This window comes from Falsirhodobacter deserti, assembly GCF_004015795.1.
GTDB lineage: Bacteria > Pseudomonadota > Alphaproteobacteria > Rhodobacterales > Rhodobacteraceae > Falsirhodobacter > Falsirhodobacter deserti.
The window spans coordinates 1,850,568-1,869,770 of sequence record NZ_ML137218.1; the positions used below are offsets into that span (position 1 = coordinate 1,850,568).

Here is a 19,203-nt window from a genome sequence, read left to right on the forward strand (position 1 = left end):
TGATTCCGCTGTTAAGTGGCGCCCTGATATGGGCATCAGGCGCAAAGGTCACGCAGATGTTGCCCTTGCGGCCTGCACCGCTAGGATCGGCACGATTCGGAGAGATGGCATGATCCCACCCTTTCTGCTTCTTCTGGGCTGCCAGCTGGCGGGCGAGGTTCTGGCACGCGTTTCCCAGCTGCCCCTGCCCGGCCCGGTGATCGGCATGCTGCTGATGCTGGGATTGCTGGTGACATCGCCGCGCACAGAGGCGATGATGCGCCCCGTGATCGCCGTGTTTCTTGCCAACCTTTCGCTGCTGTTCGTGCCTGCCGGCGCGGGCGTTGTCGCATTTCTTGGCCAATTGCGCGCGGAGGGTCTGGCACTGGCGGTCACGCTTGTCGGCTCCACCGTCGCCGCCCTTTTGGCCGGGGCCTTCGCCTTTCTGGCCGTGGCACGCCTGACCGGCAACAGGGCCAGTGAATGAGCGGGATGTGGACCCTGCTGAGCCACCAGTCCCTGATGTGGATTGCCGCAACCGTTGCCGCCTTCTGGATCGGCGATCTGATGGCGCGGGCAAGCGGACGGCATCCGCTGGCCAATCCCGTCCTGATCGCGGTGCTGATCCTTGTGGCGCTGCTGCTGGGAACGGGCACCGATTACGGCACCTATTTCGAAGGGGCACAATTCATCCACTTCCTGCTGGGACCGGCCACGGTTGCGCTGGCGCTGCCGATCCGCGACAATCTGCACCATGTGCGCCGGGCGCTTCTGCCGCTGATGGCGGCACTGCTGGCAGGGTCCGCCACGGCGGCCGTAACGGCTGTGGGCATCGGTCGGGCGTTCGGGCTTGATGCGCAAACGCTTGCCTCGGTCGCGCCGAAATCGGCCACGGCACCCGTGGCGATCGGCATCGCGGAAACGCTGGGCGGCATACCTACGATGACGGCCGGCATGGTGTTGATCACCGGCATGACGGGGGCGATCGTCGTGACGCCCCTGATGAACGCGATGCGCATCCGTGACTGGCGGGCGCGCGGCTTTGCGGTGGGCGTCGCCGCGCATGGCATCGGAACGGCCCGCGCATTGCAGGTCAATCCGGTGGCGGGGGCATTTGCCGGTCTGGGAATGGGGTTGAACGCCATCCTGACGGCCTTCATCGCCCCTTGGGCATTGGGACTTTTCAGATGAAACAAGGACGGCACAACCTTATCACCGACGTGGCTGGGCTGCGCGTCGGCCACGCGCAGGACGAGGCGCTGCGGTCCGGAACGACTGTGCTGACGGCAGACAAGCCCTTCACCGCAGCCGTTTCCGTCATGGGCGGCGCGCCCGGCACGCGGGAAACCGATCTTCTTTCCCCCGACAAGCTGGTGGCACAGGTTGATGCGCTGGTTCTTTCGGGCGGCTCTGCCTTCGGGCTGGACGCGTGTTCGGGCGTGATGGACGCGCTGCGCGCGCAAGGGCGCGGCTTTGCCGTGGGCGAGGCGCGCGTGCCGATCGTGCCGGGGGCCATCCTGTTCGACCTGCTGAACGGCGGCGACAAGAACTGGACCGAAAACCCCTATCGTGATTTTGGCCGCAGGGCTTTGGAAGCGGCAGCAGAGGAATTCGCCCTTGGCACCGCAGGTGCGGGTTTCGGCGCGATGACGGCGCGGTGGAAAGGCGGGGTCGGGTCGGCCTCGGCGGTGCTGTCGAACGGGGTCACGGTTGGCGCGCTGGTGGCCGTCAATGCCGTGGGTTCGGTCACTGCGGGGCAGAGCCGCCGCTTCTGGGCCGCGCCCTGGGAACTGGATGCCGAGTTCGGCTCCGTCGGGCTGCCCTCGGTTCTGGTGGGGCAGGATGAACCGCCGCGCACCAAGCGTCAGGGCGAAGCGACCACCGTTGCCATCGTCGCCACCGATGCCGCGCTGACCCAGGCCGAGGCACAGCGGATGGCAACGGCGGCGCAGGACGGCATCGCGCGCGCCATCGTGCCGTCGCACACGCCGTTCGACGGCGATCTGGTTTTCGCCGCCGCCACCGGTGAAAAACCGGTCGAGGATACGTTCCTTCTGGGGCACGCCGCTGCTGTCACCCTGTCCCGTGCCATTGCGCGTGCGGTGTATGAGGCGACCCCGCGCCCGGGCGATCTGCAAGCCGTCTGGCGGGACGGGCTTGGCTGATCACCAGCGGGTCAGCGCATCTTCGTCGCTGGCCTTCGCCGCCACCCACTCTGCCCCATCAGCGCCGATCTCTTTTTTCCAGAACGGCGCGCGGGACTTGAGATAGTCCATCAGGAACTCTGCCGCCTGAAAGGCTGCGGCGCGGTGGCGGGCGGCTGTGGCCACCATCATGATCGGCGCGCCCACCTGCAGCCGGCCATGCCGGTGGATGACCAGCACCCGTTCCAGCGACCAGCGGGCTGCGGCATCCTCGGCAATGGCCGCGATGGCACGCTCGGTCATGCCGGGATAATGCTCGATCTCCATCGCGATCATGGAACCGGCATCGCGCACAAGGCCCGAGAAGGTAACAACAGCGCCCGCCTGCAGCCCTTCGGAAAAGGCGTTCAATTCCGCCCCCGCGTCGAAGGCTTCCGTCTGGACCCGAACGCCTATCATCCGCCTGTCATCGGCGGGAAGAAGGCCACCTCGCGCACGCCGACCAAGGGCGCGTCGAAATCGGCCAGTTCCTGATCAACCGCAACCCGCAGGGCGGATATATCTGCGAAAGCCAGCGCGTAACGGTCTTCGCGGGCGCGCAGTTCGTCAACCAGACCGGCCACGGTGGTGGCTTCTGTGTCCACCCGTTCACGCGGCAGGCCGATGCGTTCGCGCACCCATGCGAAGTAAAGGATGTCGATCATTTCTCGTCCCTCAGGAAGGGAAGCGCCTTGACGAAATAATCGATGCCCGTGATCGCGGTCAGCACCGCCGCGATCCAGATCAGGGCCAGCCCGATCTGCGTTGCGGTGGTGGCACAGCCGATGGCCCCGCACGTGCGGATTGCAGGCTCCATCCCGTCGGTCACGGCCTGCGCGTATTCGGCAGCCGTCATACCCTGAAGGTTGATCCCTTCCAGATATTCAAGGCCGGTGCCAAGAAACAGAACGGAAATCGCGACCATCTGTGCGGTCGTCTTCCACTTCGCCAGTTTGGTCACGCGCAAAAGCGAGGCGTTGGCACCCAGAAATTCGCGAAGGCCGCTGACGAACACCTCCCGGAACAGGATGACGGTGGCGGGCAGGATCAGCCACGGGTTCATTCCGGAATAGCCGGTGATGATCAAAAGGGCGATGACGACCATCGCCTTGTCGGCAATCGGGTCCATCATCCGCCCGAAGTTCGATTCCTGTTTCCACAGCCGGGCCAGATATCCGTCGAACCAGTCGGTCACTGCGGCGCCGATGAACAGCGACAAGGCCAGCCAGTCGGCCCATGGACGATGGAAATACAGAAACATCAGCGCCACACCCGGTGCGGCCAACAGGCGAAGGACAGTCAGGGTGTTGGGCAGGTTCCATTTCATATTTCAGGCATATCCCGTTTTCCGCCCCAAGGGGAAGAGGGCGGACCAGTAACAGATATGCGGCACGCTGCCCAATTCAGCCCTGCGGGTGGAAGAAATCATGCACGTTCTGCGCCATCTGCGCCGAAATTCCCTCCACCGCCTGCAGATCCTGCAAGCCGGCCCGCGCCACGGCCTTGGCCGATCCGAAATGCGCCAGCAGCGCCCGCTTGCGCGCCGCGCCAACACCGGGAATTTCGTCCAGCGGTGTGGCGCTTACGGCCTTGGCACGCTTGGTGCGGTGGGCGCCGATGGCCCAGCGGTGCGCCTCGTCCCGCATCCGCTGGATGAAATACAGCACCGGATCGTTGCGCTGAAGCGCGAAGGGCCGCTGGCCGATGCGGTGGAATTCCTCCTTGCCGGCGTCGCGGTCGATGCCCTTGGCCACCCCGACCATCGGAATATCGTCGACGCCAAGGCCGGCCATCACCTCGTGCACGGCGCTGACCTGCCCCGCGCCGCCGTCGATCAGCAGCAGATCGGGCCATGCGCCCGACTGCCGGTCGGGGTCTTCCTTCAGCAAGCGTTCGAACCGGCGGGTCAGCACCTCGCGCATCATGCCGAAATCATCGCTGTTGGCACCCGCCGCGCTGCGGATGTTGAACTTGCGATACTGCCCCTTGATGAACCCTTCCGTCCCCGCGACGATCATGCCGCCAACCGCGTTCGTGCCCTGAATGTGGGAGTTGTCGTAGACCTCGATCCGCTGCGGAGGGCCATCCAGCCCAAAGGCTTCGGCCAGCCCTTCCAGCAGGCGGCCCTGGGTGGCGCTTTCGGACATGCGGCGGGCAAGGCTTTCGCGGGCGTTGCGGGCGGCATTCTCCACCAGCTCGGCCTTCTCTCCGCGCTGCGGCACGCCAACCACCACCTTTCGGCCCGCGCGCTCCGACAGGACGGCACGCACCAGATCCAGGTTTTCCACCTCGTGGTTCAGCAGCACCATGCGTGGCGGTTCCTTGCCGTCATAGAACTGCGTCAAAAACGCCTCAAGGATTTCAGGCGCTTCGGCCCCTGCCCCCGTTTTGGGATAAAAGTCGCGGTTGCCCCAGCTTTGGTTGGCGCGGATGAAGAAGACCTGCACACAGGCCTGCCCGCCTTCCATGTGCAGCGCGATGACATCGGCTTCGGGCACGCCCTTGGGGTTGATGCTCTGGCCCGACTGCACCTGAGTCAGCGCCTTGATGCGGTCACGCAAAGCGGCGGCGCGTTCGAACTCCATATCCTCGGACGCTTTGGCCATGTCACGCGCAAGATCGGCCTGCACGCGGGTGGAGCGGCCCTTCAGAAACAGCTCTGCATCCGCGATCAGGCCGTTGTAATCTTCATTGCTGATCTTGCCCACGCAAGGGGCCGAACAGCGCTTGATCTGGTGCAGCAGGCAGGGGCGCGTGCGGGATTCGAATACACTGTCCGAACAGGTGCGCAGCAGGAACACCCGCTGCAACTGGTTCAGCGTGCGGTTCACGGCCCCTGCACTGGCAAAGGGCCCGAAATAGCTGCCATCCTTGCCCCGCTTGCCGCGGTGCTTGCGGATCATCGGGAAGGCGTGATCCTTGGCAATCAGGATGTCGGGAAAACTTTTGTCGTCGCGCAGCAGCACGTTATAGCGCGGCTTCAGCTGCTTGATGAGGTTCTGTTCCAGCAGCAGCGCCTCGGTTTCCGTGCGCGTGGTAAGGAACATCATGCTGGCCGTTTCGCGGATCATGCGCGCGATACGGCCCGAATGGCCCGACGGGCGGACATAGTTCGACACCCGCGCCCGCAGGTTCCGGGCCTTGCCCACGTATAGCACCTGGCTTTGCGCATCCAGCATCCGGTACACGCCCGGAGAGGCATCAAGCGATTTCAGGTACCCCTGAATGAGCTGGTGGCCGGTGGGTGCGGTGGCGGCAGTATCGGTCACGAGTGATTCCCCGGTCGGCTGCGATGGTGCCCCCCACTCTGCAAGAGCGAATGCATCCACCGAACCTGTGGACAAGTCTGGGCAAAAACTGCGGGAAGATGCCAAAACCCCTTGTTTTGCAGGCGCGGGCTTGGTTTGCACATTTTTTCAGCACATTTCCAAGTTGTTGTTAACGAATGGTTTTATTTCGAACAGGCGCCCAAACCCCTGTTTTTCTTGGTGTTCCAAGCGTCCTGTAACAGTCTGACGACAGCGTGGACAAGTTCAGCGTTTGCGCCTCAGCAGGCCCAGAAAGCCCAGCAGCACAACCACAGCAAGAAACAGAACGGCGATCTTGATCAGCATCTCATAACCCCAGCCTTGACCATGCGGCTCGATCCTCCACCGCCTGAAGCGCAGCCGTGGCGGCGCGGAAACCAAAGCGGGACAAAAGCCCCCGCTTCGGTGCAAGCGGCATGAGCCGCACCTTCGGGCCGTAAAGCTCTTTCAGCTTGGGCACCAGATGCGCCACGCCATCGGCCAGCCCCAGATCCACCGCCTGACGCCCCACCCAGATATCGGCGTTGAACAGGTCCGCATCCGCCAGCCGCGCCCCGCGCCGTGCCTTCACATGATCGATGAAGGCCTCATGGATCGGCGCCTGGATCGCTTTCAGCCGGGCCACGTCCTCGGGCTTTTCGGGCTGGAAGGGATCAGCAAGGCTTTTCGACCGGCCGGCCGTGTGCACCCGACGCTCGATCCCGTGGCGGGACAGGAATTCGGGGAACCCGAAGCCGGCCGAGATGACGCCGATCGACCCGACAAGGGAGCTTTCATCCACCCAGATGTCATCGCCCGCACAGGCCAGCCAGTACCCGCCCGAGGCTGCCGCATCTTCCACGAACACATGGACGGGCAGCTTCTTTTCATCCGCCAGCCGCCGGATCCGCGCCGCGATCAGGCTGGATTGCGCGGGCGATCCGCCGGGAGAGTTGATGATCAGGGCCACCGCCACAGGCTTGCCCCGCCCGAAGGCCCGCTCGATCAGCGGGGCCATGGAGGCATCCGAGATCCCCCGTCCGGAGGAGATGACGCCCTGCAACCGGATGACCGGCACGACAGGACCTTTGTTCAGAAAGGGGATGAAGCGCTTCATGGTCCAGAGATAGAGGCTTGCCGCCCGTGGAACAAGGGCCGCTTGACCCCTGCCCCGCCCCTCGCTACGCCATCCCGAACACCAGAAAACAGGAGGCGTCCTTGGCCAATCCATCCCTTCTTATCCTGCCCGGCGACGGCATTGGCCCCGAGGTCATGGCCGAGGTGCGCAAGGTCATCGACTGGTTCGGCACCCAGGGCATCGCCTTCGACGTGGAGGAAGGCCTGATCGGAGGCGCTTCCTATGACGCCTTCGGCGCCCCGATGACGGATGCCACCATGGAACGCGCACAGGCGGTGGATGCCGTGCTGCTGGGCGCCGTGGGCGGGCCAAAATACGACGTGCTTGATTTCGCGGTGAAGCCCGAACGGGGCCTGCTGCGCATCCGCAAGGAGATGGATCTTTACGCCAACCTGCGCCCCGCCCAGTGCTTCGACGCGCTGGCGGACTTTTCAAGCCTGAAGCGCGACATCGTTGCCGGTCTTGATATCATGATCGTGCGGGAACTGACCTCGGGCATCTATTTCGGGGAACCGCGTGGCATTCAGGATGATAACGAAGGCGGCCGCGTCGGCATTAACACCCAGCGCTATACCACGAACGAGATCCGCCGCGTCGCCCGTTCGGCGTTCGAACTCGCACGCCGCCGCGGCAACCACGTCTGTTCGATGGAAAAGGCGAACGTGATGGAATCGGGCATCCTTTGGCGGGAAGAGGTGCAGTGGGTTCATGACAACGAATATCCCGATGTGGAGCTTTCGCACATGTATGCCGACAACGGCGCGATGCAGTTGGTGCGCAACCCCAAGCAGTTCGACGTGATCGTGACCGACAACCTGTTCGGCGACCTGCTTTCGGACGCGGCCGCGATGCTCACCGGATCGCTGGGAATGCTGCCTTCGGCCAGCCTCGGTGCACCGATGGCCAATGGCCGCCCCAAGGCGCTGTACGAGCCTGTCCACGGCTCGGCCCCTGACATCGCGGGTCAGGGCAAGGCCAACCCGATCGCCTGCATCCTCAGCTTTGCGATGGCGCTGCGCTATTCCTTCGACATGGGCGATCAGGCCACGCGGCTTGAGCGCGCGGTCGAAAAGGTGCTGGCCGACGGGCACCGCACCGCCGACCTGATGGGCCCTGAAGGCGGCACCCCCATCACCACCAGCCAGATGGGCGACGCGATCGTGGCGGCACTGGCGGGCTGACGCCACCCGGGGGCGGCGGCCCTTGCCTTGCCAGATGGATGCGACAGGTTCTGCGCGTAAGCAACGAAACCGACGGATTCATGGACGACAAAAGCAACCTGCGCGCCGCCCTTTCGGCCCTGACGGCCTTCTTCGTCTACTCCACCCATGACACGGTGGTGAAATTTCTCGGAGGCTCCTACAGTCCGGTGCAGATCGTGTTCTTCTCGGTCTGCTTCGGGATGCCCCTTGTCACCTTCATGCTGATGCGTGATCGATCCGACGGCAATCTTCGCCCGAAGCATCCGTGGTGGACGCTGATCCGCACCGTCGCCGCCATCATTTCCGGGCTGTCTGCCTTCTTTGCCTTCAGCGTCCTGCCGATGGCACAGGCCTATGCGATCCTGTTCGCGACCCCCCTTCTGATCACACTCCTTGCCATCCCCATCCTGGGCGAGAAGGTGGGGCTTCACCGGGGCGGTGCGATCATCGCGGGCCTGATCGGCGTGATGATCGTGATCCAGCCGGGGAGCGAGCCGTTGACGCTGGGCCACCTTGCGGCCCTTGCGGCGGCGGTCTGTGGGGCACTTGCCGCGATCATCGTCCGCAAGATTGGCCGGGTGGAACGAAGCGTGGTGCTGCTACTTTACCCCATGATGGGCAACTTCGTCATCATGGCCTGCATCCTGCCCTTTGTGTACGAGCCGATGCCGATCCAGCATGTCGGCCTTCTGGGCGTCATGGCGGTCTTTTCCTTCATTGCGATGCTGCTGACAATCTCTGCCTATCGTGCTGGGCAGGCAGTTATTGTGGCCCCGATGCAGTACAGCCAGATCATCTGGGCGGCCCTGTTCGGCTTCATCATCTTCGGCGAGGCGGTCGACAGGAACACCATACTCGGCGCGGCAGTCATCGTTGCCTCTGGCATCTATATTGTTCTGCGAGAGGATGGCGGCGCATCCGAAGCCAAGCCGGTCCTGCAATCGCGCTGGCGCCCCGAGGGCATCATGCCCCGCGTCGGCCCGATGATGCGCTGGCAGAAGCAGTCAAGACGCCATTGACCCAGTGCGAAGGTTGCGAAAGATGACCCCTTGCCAAGGATGCGCGAACAGGTTAGTCCCACGCCCACGGTCGGAGCGTAGCGCAGCCTGGTAGCGCACCTGCTTCGGGAGCAGGGGGTCGGAGGTTCGAATCCTCTCGCTCCGACCAAATCAAAAATGATAAGCGGCAGATAGTTCTGCCCTTTCGGTCAGATGGTTTGCCTTTCGACCGCGTTCTTCTCTTTAATCAATGGCTGCGATGAGCCTGCGCTTAGTGTTGAGGCAACTGCCTTTACTTGTACTGATCGCCGGATCCTGCGGATTGAATACGGCGTTTTCAGCGGCACCTACGCTCGTTGCGCATGACCCACATAAGGCGGATTATTGCACTTCACGTGGCGCGCACCCACCCACCTCCAACTCACGACCCACGCACCCAGCCACCAAGACACCGCACTACACTATACCGAAGCACTCACCCACGCCCTCCAGCTCAGGTGCCACTGTCACTGTCTCCGACAGAAAGGGCACGAACTCGGTTGACAGTGCTAGGCTCCAGACCCATTGATTTCAGGCTGCTGGCGTGATTCAGGCTCCGCAAGGAGACCCGATCGATGAGCAATCTGTGAACCGGCATGCAAAAAGGACCCCGTATTGGGGTGATCGGCTTCCAAAAGGGACCCCCCTGATGCGGTGGTCCATCGTGCTTCCGAGGCAAATCGGGAGCGGCTTTTGGGATGTTGGTTGTGGAGACGATCGCGAAGATCCGGCGTTGGCATTTTCAGGATGGCAAGCCAATCAAGGAGATCTGCCGCGAGTTGGGCGTGTCGCGGAAGACGGTCCGGAAGGTAATCCGCTCCGGGGCCACCGAGTTCAGCTACGAGCGCACCGTGCAGCCCCAGCCGAAGATCGGGCCGTGGCGCGATGAACTTGACCGCCTGCTCGTCGAGAATGCCCGTCGTCCGAAGCGTGAGCGTCTGACCCGCATCCGGATCTTCGAGGAGCTCCGGGCCCTGGGCTACGAAGGCGGCTATGATGCTGTCCGGCGCTACGCCGCGAGCTGGTCGCAATCGGAGGCCGAGGCCTCCGCCGCAGCCTACGTGCCGCTCAGCTTCGATCCCGGGGAAGCCTTCCAGTTCGACTGGAGCCACGAGGTCGCGATCATCGACGGGGTGACCACCACGATCAAGGTGGCCCACGTCCGGCTGTGCCACAGCAGGATGGTCTTCGTCCGAGCCTATCCCCGCGAGACCCGGGAGATGGTGTTCGACGCCCACGACAAGGCGTTCGCCTTCTTCGGCGGCACCTGCACACGGGGCATCTACGACAACATGAAGACCGCGGTGGACACGATCTTCGTCGGTAAGAACCGGGCCTACAACCGCCGGTTCCAGCAGATGAGCGGGCACTACCTCTTCGAACCAGTCGCCTGCACCCCGGCCTCCGGCTGGGAGAAGGGCCAGGTCGAGAACCAGGTCGGGGTGATCCGGCGGCGGTTCTTCGTGCCCAGGCCGAAGTTCAGGAGCTATGCCGAACTCAACGCCTGGCTTCAGGACCGCTGCATCGCCTGGGCAAAGGCCAATCCCCATACCGAGATCCGGGACAAGACTACCTGGGAGGTCTTCGAGGCCGAGCGTCCGCGCCTGGTGCCCTATGTCGGCCCTTTCGACGGCTTCCATGCCGTGCCCGCCTCGGTCTCCAAGACCTGCCTCGTGCGGTTCGACCGTAACCGCTACTCGGTGGACGCCCGCGCCGTCGGGCGCCCGGTCGAGATCCGCGCCTACGCTGATCGGGTCGAGTTCTGGCAGGATGGTCAGGTGGTCGGCAGACATGCCCGCGCCTTCGGACGGGATCATGCCGTCTACGACCCGCTGCACTACCTCCCTGTGCTTGCGCGCAAGCCCGGCGCACTACGGAACGGGGCACCGTTCAAGGACTGGGATTTGCCGCCCGCCATGCGCCGTGTCCGGCGGAAACTGGAACGGATCCCGGGCGGGGATCGCCAGATGGTCGAGATTCTCGCCGCCTTGCTGAGCGACGGTACGGACGCCGTCGAAGCTGCCTGCACCGAAGCGCTCGGCGAAGGTGTCCATTCCGCCGATGTCATTCTCAACATCCTCGCCCGCCGCCGCGAACCCAAGCCGCCCGCACCGATCGCCACCCCGGAAGCGCTGAAGCTGGCCCACGAACCCGTCGCCGACTGCGCCCGATACGATACCCTCAGGAGCACCGACCATGCAAAGATCGCAGATCCTCGACACGATGGGCCAACTCAAGCTCTACGGCATGAAGGCTGCCTATGACGAGATCCTCACCACTGCGGTGAAGCGCCAGCACGAACCCCAACGGGTGATCGGTGACCTGCTCCAGGCCGAGATCAGCGAGAAGCGGGCCCGCTCAATCAGGTATCAGATGACGGTGGCGAAGCTGCCGCTGGCCAAGGAGATTGACGAGTTCCAGTTCGAGGGCACGCCGGTCAACGAGACCTTGGTCCGGGACCTCACCTCAGGCGACTTCCTCGAGCAGCAGCGCAACGTGGTGCTGATCGGCGGCACCGGAACCGGCAAGACCCATCTCGCCGTCAGCATCGTCCGCGCCTGTATCCGCAACGGCGCCCGTGGCCGCTTCTTCAATGTCGTCGACCTCGTCAACAAGCTCGATGCCGAGGCCCGCGATGATCGACAAGGCCACACCGCCGACATCCTCGGTCGGCTCGACTTCCTCGTCCTCGATGAACTCGGCTACCTTCCTTTTGCCCAGACCGGCGGCCAGCTCCTGTTCCACCTCGTCAGTCGCCTCTACGAGCGAACCTCGATCATCGTGACCACCAATCTCGCCTTCGGGGAATGGCCCGCCGTCTTCGGCGACGCAAAGATGACAACCGCACTGCTCGATCGTATCACCCACCATTGCGACATCGTCGAGACCGGCAACGAAAGCTGGCGCTTCAAGACCCGTGCGTGACACCCGGTGACCCGCTGGCCCGACACGGCTGCGCGATATGGAAGCTACGCCGCATCGGGCCAGCTACCACACCCCAATGGGGTCCCTTTTGCACGCCGATAGGGGGTTCCTTTTGGAGGCCGATTGACACTGGTCGGCCATTCCTTGCTTCGAGCCTTGGGCTTCCAGATCAGCTCGGAGCGACAGGCCTGGTACATCTGGGATCTGGTGCGGCACCACCTTCGTGAACGGAAGGTCCTCTTCGTCCATCTGGACGAAGCGCAGGATCTGGCGTCGCGAGGAACGAAGCATGAGCTCCGGGCTGTCGCCGCCATGCTGAAAACACTGATGACCGATGCCGATTGGCCGGTCAGCATCATTCTGTCCGGCACGACAGAGCTAGAGGATATCCTGAACCATGATCCGCAGCTCGCCAGGCGGATGAAGACGATCCACTTTGGGCCATTGTCCGGCGTCGGCCATGCCGATGATGTCCTGAGCCTGGTGGAAGCCTACTGTCGGCGCGGAGAGCTCATGATCGACGAAGAGACTGCCACCATAGAGCTTGCGGAGCGGCTGATTCACGCCGCCGCCAACCAATTCGGCCTCGTCATCGAGTTGACCCTGGCCGCGATGGAGCAGGCCTACCTGAGCGGCAACGAGATGCTCTCAATGCGGCACTTTGTCGAAGCCTATGCGCAGCGATCCGGATCGGACGACGCGTTCAACCCGTTCGTCATCCCGGACTACCACCGGATCGACGCCCGTCAGGTGTTCGTAAGGGAGCTTCACTGATGTTCAGCGCGACAAAGCCGCTTCCTTTGACGGTACCCACCGCGCCAGGGGAGTCGGCGACCTCCTTCGCCTCACGCCTGGCCCGCCGCAACGGCGTGCCCCGGCTGATCACGTTCTGCTCCGATGTCGGGATCGATTACTTTGGCTTGGTGAATGGCGCGCCGATAGAAGTTCAGCGGCTGGCGGTTCTTGGCGGTGTTGATCCCGTCATGCTGCAAGCAGCAACACCTTCCCTGATCGAGCCGGGCTGGTTTCAGCTTGGGAAGGAACGGATCAAGTTCACCGGCTTCGTCCGGACAACGCTACGGATTTGCCCTCTCTGCCTTGAAGAGGCGCCCACAAAAACCGGAGTCATCCACCAAGGTATCTGGCAGCTCGCATCAATTCGATCCTGCATGCAGCACGGATGTCATCTCGTGGCGGTTCCCAAGCCCAAGAACGCAAATGATTGCTTTGACCACATTCCGATGGTGGAGCACTTTCGCCCTGACCGCATCACTCTGGTTGAACCTGAGCAACTTTCGCTGGAGCGATACCTGCTGGATCGTATACAAAATGGGCCCACGGATACTTGGCTGGATCACTCCCCATTCCACGTTGCAGCGCAGGCTTGCGAGATGCTCGGACTACTGCTGACGAAGGGCCCGAAGGCAAGGCGCTCCGGGTTGACGAACGCACAATGGGCCGCAGCAGGGACGGCCGGTCTTGGAGTACTTCGTGGCGGGCCAAACGGGTTGCGCAGAAAGCTTAGAGCCATACGAGACGCTCACCCGATCGAAGACAAGCTGCATCGATGGCATTACGGGGTATTCTTCGAATGGCTGCGATACCGCGATGACGATAAAGATTTTGATATCTTCCGTAACATCGTTCGAGACTTCATATTCAAAAATTTTCCGATTGCAGCTGGCGCAATTGTATTTGGTCAGCCTTGCCCTGAGCAGCGGCTTCATTCACTCACGACAGCGGAAAAACTCTATGGCGTTCCGCACATAAGGCTTGGCCGCAAACTGGCCCAACTAGGATATGCAAAGCTGGAACCTAGCGGGAGATTCTACACCCTGCGGAGATACATCCCGGTTGATGTCCTTAATAACATAAGTACGGAACTAAACACCTTGGTCGGCGCGAAAGAAGCTTCGAAAAGCATTGGGATCAAATATGTGTTGTTCGAGAGGTTGGCGGACCAAGGCCTCATTAAGCGTTACTTTGAAGATGGACAGGCGAAGTCGTTCTACCAGATGAAGGATGCCGCTGAGTTCATCGGGCACCTGCGGCAGCTGGCGAGGCGCCCCGAGCCAGACACGGAGGCAGTCGAGATCGGCGTCGCCGCCCGCCTCCGGGGCGTCATGATCGCGCCTCTCACCAAATTCATTCTTGAGCGTCAGGTTCCGCTGATTACCACTGGCTCCGAACCGAACAGCTTCCGAGAGTTCCGGGTGTGCCTCAAGGACCTGCATGGTCTTAAAGATCGCCGTAGAGAGGAGATCGTCGCGTCGTCGGAGGCAGCGACGGTGCTGAAGGTCAATCGTCAGACGATATATCGTCTGCGTGATGAAGGGTACTTGCAGGTCGCCACCGAGCGCAAAGGTGCGTGGGTTCGTCGAGGCCACTACTCCACACGCAAGTCGCTGGAAGAGTTCAAAGCAGCGCATGTTTCGCTAGAAGAGCTTGCGGAGGTATCCGGAAGGTCACTGGCCGCAGAGCGTGCCCATCGATCAAGCCACGGCGTTGTTCCGCTTAAGCTTGGAAACGGTTGCAGCGAAATATTAAAGCGAGAAGATGTTGATTGACTTCCGATAATTGGACATGCTGCGCCTTCAGGACGCAGAAACAATACCTTCCATATGCGAAATTCGCCTACCCTCGCAAAGGGAACCCTGCAGGTACGGAATCAGCCAAGTTTCTGGGACTTATGGCATCCGTGTATCGACCCAGCAGAATCTGCTCAGGTTATGCCGCTAATCTGAATGCCTCGGCAGGTGTTCGCATTGCAAGTGCCTGATGCGGGCGGCGGGTGTTGTAGAACTGGATCCAATCGCCGATCGCGCGGGCAGCGTGTTGGATGCTTTCGAAGCGGTGCCGATGCACGCACTGCTCTTTCAGCGTCCGGATCACACGCTCGACCATGCCGTTCTGCTGCGGACAATGCGGGGTGATGAACTCCTGCTTTAGCCCGTAGCTACGGACCAATGCCGTGTAGTGGCGGCTGGTGAAGACCAGGCCATTGTCCGACCGCAGCAGGAACTCGCGGTTGACGCGTCCGAGGGTGCCGAAGCGGCTGATCAGGGCGTGTTCTAACGCGCTGGCTGCCGTGGTTGCCTTGCCGGTGCGCGACAGGTGCCAACCGAGAAGCTCACGCGTGTGGCAGTCGATGACCAATGCCAGCGAGGTCCAGCCGTCCTTGCCAGCCCAGATCCGGCAGAGGTCGGTGGACCAGCGTTCGTTCGGCGCCGTGGCGACGGATGGCATCGCCTGGATGCGGGGCCGCATGCCAATGGGCCGCTTGCGGACCTGCCAGTTCTTCAGCTGGAAAATCCGCTGCACGGTGTTCTTGTTGAAGCCCAGCAGGAACGCCACCGTGCGGTAGCCGAAGGAGGGGTTCTCCTCGATCATGGCCTTGATTGGCTCGGCGAAGCCAAGATTGATCTTCGGGGCGGCCTTGGTCGGCTTGTAGTAGACGGTCCGCCGCGGCACGCCGAACCATGCGCAGAGCTTCACCAGCGATACCCGGATCCCGTCCGCCAGCAGGCCCTCATGGAGCGTCCGGATCAATTGTCGTCCTCCCGCTCCATGAGGGCCGCCAACTTTTTTCGGGCGCGGAGTTCCAACATCGCTTCGCCATAGGCTTCCTGCAGGTCGCGAAGCTGCTTCTCGTATTCCTGCCGGACATCGAGCGGGTTCGCCCGAAGCGCATTCTCCATGCCCCGACGGGCATCATCGACCCAACCCTCAATCTCGGACGGGGAAAGGTCAAAACTGCGACTGGCTTCCGCCACCGTCGTCTTGCCTTGAATGATCTCGATAACCAGCGCCGACTTGCGCTTGGCCGTCCACCGTTTGACGACGTCTTCCAATGGTCCACTCATCGCTACGTTTTACTCCTTATAGCATGAGCAGATTTTCACTGGGTCGATACATCCGTACCTGCGGACACGAGATCGATGGCCTCATTAGACCTTTGTACCGCTAAGCTCTTCGATCTCAGCTTCTGTGAAAAACCGCACTTTTCTTCCCTGCAAGATAAATGCCAGCCGAGCAGTTTCCTCAAGCTCTTCTGCATTGTTAACAGCGTCCTCGACATTCTTTCCAAGAACCACGACACCATGCGATGCCAATAGAAAAGCGTTCGCAGCCTGTGTTTGCGCAATATTGGCCAAATCTCTAGCAATTTCCGCCGATCCGGGGCGGTAATAGGGGATCACTGGTAGGGTTCCCACGCGCATGACGTAATATGGTGTGAAAGCACGCAGCGCGTTATCCTTGGGCAGATCTTCCAGACAAGACAAGGCCGTTAGATAAGTAGAATGGAGGTGGACGATTGCTCCCACCTCAGGACGACAGTCAAACAGCGCTTTATGGAAGGCAAATTCCTTCGATGGTTTTGGCCCCGCCAAAATGGTTCCAACGGCATCCACCTCCGCCAAATCGGACGGACCAATGCGGCCCAAGCTGCCACCTGTCGGAGTCACGAGGAACCCACCCGTGTCCAGCCGGACAGAAACGTTGCCCGCACCGCCTACCGAGTAGCCACGGTCGAAAAGGCTGCGGCACAGGTCGCAGAGCGTCTTTGCAAGAATTTCACGCGTCATGGCAGCCTCAATTCAGTTTGAAATGGCCCAGCCGGTGAATGCCGGCCAGTAGGATACCAGCATCAACACGCCGAGCATGATCCCCCAGAACGGGAGGAATGCTCGTGTTAGACGAAGGATCGGAACGCCCGAAATGCTGCTCGCCAAATACATGGCGGTACCGACCGGTGGCGTCAGCAGGCCGATCGTCAGGTTAATCACCATAATCAGGCCGAACTGAACCGGATCCACACCGGCCGACGCCGCTACGGGTGCCAATACAGGGGTCAGCAGCAGGATTGCGGGCCCGCTGTCAAGGAACATGCCCACCACCAGCAGCATGACATTTATCAGCAGCAACAGCAGGATCTTGTTTTCGGTCAGGCCGAGAATGGCACCTGCGATTGTCTGGGGCAGTTGAGCGTTCGTCAGAAGCCAGCCGAACATCGACGTCGCGGCGATGATAGTCGCGATCACGGCGGTGGAGATCGCCGCCTCCATGCAGATCCGCGGGATCTTCGCCAGCGTGATCTCCTTGTAGACGAAGGTTCCGACCAGGAAGGCGTAGACGGCCACCACCGCGCCCCCTTCGGTCGGGGTGAAGATGCCCCCGCGGATGCCGCCGATGATAATGATCGGCATCAACAGCGCCCAGCTCGCCTCCTTGAACCTCTGCCACTTCTCCCGCCCGCTGACACGTCCTTCGATCGGATAGCCGTGCTTGCGCGCGTAGTAGTAGGAGTAGAGCCCGAACAGCAGGCCCAACAGAAGGCCTGGCGCGATGGCGGCGGTGAACAGATCGCCGATCGACGACTGCGTCGACACCCCGTAGATGATGATCGCGATGCTGGGCGGGACGATCAGCCCGAGGCTGCCCGCACTGGCCACTAGTGCGGCAGAGAAGCCCGCGTCATAATTACGCTTCTTCATCTCCGGGATCATGACGGAGCCGAGCGCCGCGACATCGGCCACGCCGGAGCCGGAAATGCCCCCCATGATGACACCGCTGGACGACACCACATGGGCAAGGCTGCCCCGGATGTTTCCGAACAGGGCCAGCGCGAGGTTGATGATCCGTCGCGTGATGCCACCATGGCCCATCAGCGCACCCGCCAGCATGAACAGCGGAATCGCCATCAGCGGGAAGGAGTCCACCGAGGTGAACAGCCGCTGCCCGAACAGCGCCATCGGGAACCCGTAGTAGAGGATCCCAGCAAGGGAGGCGAGCGCGATGCCGAAGGCCACCGGCAGTCCGAGGATGAGGAACAGCACGAAGCCGCCGAAAAGGATGAGTGAGATCAAGCGTCAGCCCTCCGGACAGGAATCGCGCGCCGCCAGGCCTCGCGCAATGCGAAATAGGACAACATCGACCCGCTGAAGGGGATCACGGAATAGACGAGATACATGGGCAACCCTAATGCGGCGCTGCGCTGGTTCATCCCGAATTTGATCAGCGACAGCCCCCCGATCACCAGGGCGGCCCCGACCACGGCGACCAGAAGCGCGTTCAGCACGACCAGACCGCGCGACGGCCGCGCTGGCAGCAGCGTGACGAGGAAGTCCAGCGCCACATGCGCGCGTGACTGGAAGGCGGCGGCAAGGCCGATGAAGGTGATCCAGACGAAAAGGTAACGCCCCAACTCTTCCGACCAGCTGAGCGAGCTGGAAAAACCGTAGCGGGCGACAACCTGACCAAAGGTGACCACCATCATGGTGAAAATCAGGATCGCGACGGTCCAGAGCAGGAATTGATGTATCAGACGATCTAACGTGTCCACGCTGTCCTCCTAAGTTGGCATCCCCTGCCGCCGCGCCAGTCATGGCAGCAGGAGTGGCAACGCCCGTGGCTTATCGCCCGACCGCTTCGATGATCCGGTTGTAGAGGTCGATGTCCACGTCCTCGGCAAAGGCCTCGTGCGCAGCTGTGGCCGCTTCTACCATCGGCGCAGTGTCGGGCTCGGTCACCTGCAGACCGGCCTCGACCATGCTCTTCAGCATCTCGTCCGTGCGGGTCCGCACGGCCTCGTTCTCGGCCATGGTCGCGGCCTCGGCGGCTTCGGTGATGATCTGCTGCTGGTCGGGGGTGAGCTGCATCCAGCGCAGCTCGCTCATCGTCAGGGTGACGTACTCGTACTTGTGGTTGGTGAAGGCGAGGTAGTCCTGCACCTCGTTGATGCGCCCGCCGAAGATGAACGGGATCGGGTTCTCCTGCGCTTCGATAACGTGCTGTTCCAGCCCGGTATACACTTCGCTCCACGCCATAGGCGTAGGGTTGGCACCGATGGCGCGCCACGTGGACACCATCGCGGGGATCTCCGGCACGCGGATCTTCAGCCCCTGCAAGTCTTCGATCCCATTGATCGGTTTGTTGGAGGTGACCTGACGCGATCCGCGTTCCCACCAATCCAAGATGCGGACGTTGGCGTTCTGCAGGACGTTATCCGCGATCTCCTCGCCGATCTCGCCGTTGATGACGGTGTCGAACTCCTCCTGCGACTGGAACAGATAGGGCAGCTCGAGAAGCTGGATGGAAGGCTCGAAGTTGCCCAGAACTCCAGCGATCAGGCCGAAGTCGACGGTGCCCATCTGCATCCCCTCGACCAGATCCCGGTCCCCGCCGAGGGTCGAGTTCGGGTAGATCGTCAGCGTGATCTCGCCGTTCGAACGTGCCTCCAGCTCCTCCTTGAACTTCTGGGCACCGAAGTGCCACAGGTCTTGCTCGGACTGAATGTGTCCAAGCTTCAGGTTCAGGGTCTGCGCGAACGCGGCCCCCGGACCCGCCGCAAGGATCAGGGCCGAAAGGGCCGCGAACGATGTGCGATGAAGCGTTTTCCCAATGTGATTGAACATGTTTTCCTCCTCCATGTGTTGTCTCCCCTCCCCTCCG

General features: G+C 62.2%; 20 protein-coding genes and 1 tRNA gene. 10 read left to right on the forward strand and 11 right to left on the reverse strand.

Going from position 1 to position 19,203, the window contains the following annotated elements:
• Positions 1–109: 109 nt before the first annotated feature.
• The 3 genes from JX25_RS09385 to JX25_RS09395 are packed head-to-tail and all read left to right on the forward strand — an operon-like array spanning position 110 to position 2,144.
• The gene (locus tag JX25_RS09385) at positions 110–466 is read left to right on the forward strand and encodes a CidA/LrgA family protein (RefSeq protein WP_128254743.1); all 357 of its coding nucleotides are present in this window, start codon (positions 110–112) and stop codon (positions 464–466) included.
• Positions 463–1,170: an LrgB family protein gene (locus JX25_RS09390; protein WP_128254744.1), complete on the forward strand. Its 708-nt coding sequence runs from the start codon at positions 463–465 to the stop codon at positions 1,168–1,170. Before JX25_RS09385 ends, JX25_RS09390 begins: the two co-directional genes overlap by 4 nt.
• Positions 1,167–2,144, forward strand: coding sequence for a P1 family peptidase (locus JX25_RS09395; RefSeq protein ID WP_128254745.1), 978 nt, complete (start codon positions 1,167–1,169; stop codon positions 2,142–2,144). Before JX25_RS09390 ends, JX25_RS09395 begins: the two co-directional genes overlap by 4 nt.
• Here the strand turns inward: JX25_RS09395 and JX25_RS09400 are convergent, their stop codons facing one another.
• The 5 genes from JX25_RS09400 to JX25_RS09420 form a co-directional block, all read right to left on the reverse strand.
• Entirely contained in the window at positions 2,145–2,579 is a 435-nt protein-coding gene (locus JX25_RS09400) for a molybdenum cofactor biosynthesis protein MoaE (RefSeq protein ID WP_128255236.1), read from the reverse strand.
• Positions 2,579–2,827, reverse strand: a complete 249-nt coding sequence (gene moaD / locus JX25_RS09405) for a molybdopterin converting factor subunit 1 (RefSeq protein ID WP_128254746.1) — start codon at positions 2,825–2,827, stop codon at positions 2,579–2,581. The genes JX25_RS09400 and moaD overlap by 1 nt, the downstream gene beginning before the upstream one ends.
• Positions 2,824–3,489, reverse strand: a complete 666-nt coding sequence (gene pgsA / locus JX25_RS09410) for a CDP-diacylglycerol--glycerol-3-phosphate 3-phosphatidyltransferase (protein ID WP_128254747.1) — start codon at positions 3,487–3,489, stop codon at positions 2,824–2,826. Before pgsA ends, moaD begins: the two co-directional genes overlap by 4 nt.
• Positions 3,490–3,565: 76 nt before the next feature.
• Positions 3,566–5,431, reverse strand: coding sequence for an excinuclease ABC subunit UvrC (uvrC, locus tag JX25_RS09415; protein WP_128254748.1), 1,866 nt, complete (start codon positions 5,429–5,431; stop codon positions 3,566–3,568).
• A 346-nt stretch (positions 5,432–5,777) separates the two neighbouring features.
• Positions 5,778–6,566, reverse strand: coding sequence for a S49 family peptidase (locus JX25_RS09420; protein ID WP_128254749.1), 789 nt, complete (start codon positions 6,564–6,566; stop codon positions 5,778–5,780).
• Positions 6,567–6,667: 101 nt separating this feature from the next.
• Here JX25_RS09420 and leuB point away from each other — a divergent pair, with 101 nt between their 5' ends.
• The 7 genes from leuB to JX25_RS09455 all read left to right on the forward strand — a co-directional run bounded on the left by leuB (position 6,668) and on the right by JX25_RS09455 (position 14,318).
• Entirely contained in the window at positions 6,668–7,768 is a 1,101-nt protein-coding gene (gene leuB / locus JX25_RS09425; protein WP_128254750.1) for a 3-isopropylmalate dehydrogenase, read from the forward strand.
• A gap of 80 nt (positions 7,769–7,848) precedes the next feature.
• On the forward strand, positions 7,849–8,808 hold the full coding sequence (locus JX25_RS09430; RefSeq protein WP_128254751.1) for a DMT family transporter: 960 nt from the start codon (positions 7,849–7,851) through the stop codon (positions 8,806–8,808).
• A 71-nt stretch (positions 8,809–8,879) separates the two neighbouring features.
• Positions 8,880–8,956 (forward strand) — tRNA-Pro (locus JX25_RS09435).
• Between the two features lie 568 nt (positions 8,957–9,524).
• Positions 9,525–11,090 carry an IS21 family transposase gene (istA, locus tag JX25_RS09440; protein ID WP_128253885.1) on the forward strand — a complete coding sequence of 522 codons (1,566 nt, stop codon included), beginning with the start codon at positions 9,525–9,527 and terminating at the stop codon, positions 11,088–11,090.
• Entirely contained in the window at positions 11,023–11,751 is a 729-nt protein-coding gene (istB, locus tag JX25_RS09445) for an IS21-like element helper ATPase IstB (RefSeq protein WP_128253886.1), read from the forward strand. Before istA ends, istB begins: the two co-directional genes overlap by 68 nt.
• Before the next feature lie 123 nt (positions 11,752–11,874).
• Positions 11,875–12,525: a TniB family NTP-binding protein gene (locus tag JX25_RS09450; RefSeq protein WP_128254752.1), complete on the forward strand. Its 651-nt coding sequence runs from the start codon at positions 11,875–11,877 to the stop codon at positions 12,523–12,525.
• Positions 12,525–14,318, forward strand: a complete 1,794-nt coding sequence (locus JX25_RS09455; RefSeq protein WP_128254753.1) for a TniQ family protein — start codon at positions 12,525–12,527, stop codon at positions 14,316–14,318. Before JX25_RS09450 ends, JX25_RS09455 begins: the two co-directional genes overlap by 1 nt.
• Before the next feature lie 160 nt (positions 14,319–14,478).
• On the opposite strand, the gene JX25_RS09460 is transcribed toward JX25_RS09455, so the two are convergent.
• The 6 genes from JX25_RS09460 to JX25_RS09485 form a co-directional block, all read right to left on the reverse strand.
• Positions 14,479–15,300: an IS3 family transposase gene (locus JX25_RS09460; protein WP_164876098.1), complete on the reverse strand. Its 822-nt coding sequence runs from the start codon at positions 15,298–15,300 to the stop codon at positions 14,479–14,481.
• On the reverse strand, positions 15,297–15,614 hold the full coding sequence (locus tag JX25_RS09465; protein ID WP_128254754.1) for a transposase: 318 nt from the start codon (positions 15,612–15,614) through the stop codon (positions 15,297–15,299). The genes JX25_RS09460 and JX25_RS09465 overlap by 4 nt, the downstream gene beginning before the upstream one ends.
• Positions 15,615–15,698: 84 nt before the next feature.
• Positions 15,699–16,337, reverse strand: coding sequence for a 3-oxo-tetronate 4-phosphate decarboxylase (gene otnC / locus JX25_RS09470; protein ID WP_128254755.1), 639 nt, complete (start codon positions 16,335–16,337; stop codon positions 15,699–15,701).
• Positions 16,338–16,349: 12 nt separating this feature from the next.
• Entirely contained in the window at positions 16,350–17,618 is a 1,269-nt protein-coding gene (locus JX25_RS09475) for a TRAP transporter large permease (protein ID WP_128254756.1), read from the reverse strand.
• Positions 17,615–18,094 (reverse strand): TRAP transporter small permease, encoded by a 480-nt coding sequence (locus JX25_RS09480; protein WP_128254757.1) that lies wholly within the window; start codon positions 18,092–18,094, stop codon positions 17,615–17,617. Before JX25_RS09480 ends, JX25_RS09475 begins: the two co-directional genes overlap by 4 nt.
• Positions 18,095–18,164: 70 nt before the next feature.
• Positions 18,165–19,166, reverse strand: coding sequence for a TRAP transporter substrate-binding protein (locus JX25_RS09485; RefSeq protein ID WP_128254758.1), 1,002 nt, complete (start codon positions 19,164–19,166; stop codon positions 18,165–18,167).
• Between the last annotated feature and the right edge of the window lie 37 nt (positions 19,167–19,203).

Bases quoted from the DNA above. Each gene is read 5' to 3' on its own strand.
- otnC (WP_128254755.1), bottom strand. From the start codon at position 16,337: ATGACGCGTGAAATTCTTGCAAAGACGCTCTGCGACCTGTGCCGCAGC.
- istA (WP_128253885.1), top strand. From the start codon at position 9,525: ATGTTGGTTGTGGAGACGATCGCGAAGATCCGGCGTTGGCATTTTCAG.
- JX25_RS09385 (WP_128254743.1), top strand. From the start codon at position 110: ATGATCCCACCCTTTCTGCTTCTTCTGGGCTGCCAGCTGGCGGGCGAG.
- JX25_RS09430 (WP_128254751.1), top strand. From the start codon at position 7,849: ATGGACGACAAAAGCAACCTGCGCGCCGCCCTTTCGGCCCTGACGGCC.
- pgsA (WP_128254747.1), bottom strand. From the start codon at position 3,489: ATGAAATGGAACCTGCCCAACACCCTGACTGTCCTTCGCCTGTTGGCC.
- JX25_RS09485 (WP_128254758.1), bottom strand. From the start codon at position 19,166: ATGTTCAATCACATTGGGAAAACGCTTCATCGCACATCGTTCGCGGCC.
- JX25_RS09395 (WP_128254745.1), top strand. From the start codon at position 1,167: ATGAAACAAGGACGGCACAACCTTATCACCGACGTGGCTGGGCTGCGC.
- moaD (WP_128254746.1), bottom strand. From the start codon at position 2,827: ATGATCGACATCCTTTACTTCGCATGGGTGCGCGAACGCATCGGCCTG.
- JX25_RS09420 (WP_128254749.1), bottom strand. From the start codon at position 6,566: ATGAAGCGCTTCATCCCCTTTCTGAACAAAGGTCCTGTCGTGCCGGTC.
- JX25_RS09455 (WP_128254753.1), top strand. From the start codon at position 12,525: ATGTTCAGCGCGACAAAGCCGCTTCCTTTGACGGTACCCACCGCGCCA.
- JX25_RS09465 (WP_128254754.1), bottom strand. From the start codon at position 15,614: ATGAGTGGACCATTGGAAGACGTCGTCAAACGGTGGACGGCCAAGCGC.
- istB (WP_128253886.1), top strand. From the start codon at position 11,023: ATGCAAAGATCGCAGATCCTCGACACGATGGGCCAACTCAAGCTCTAC.
- JX25_RS09390 (WP_128254744.1), top strand. From the start codon at position 463: ATGAGCGGGATGTGGACCCTGCTGAGCCACCAGTCCCTGATGTGGATT.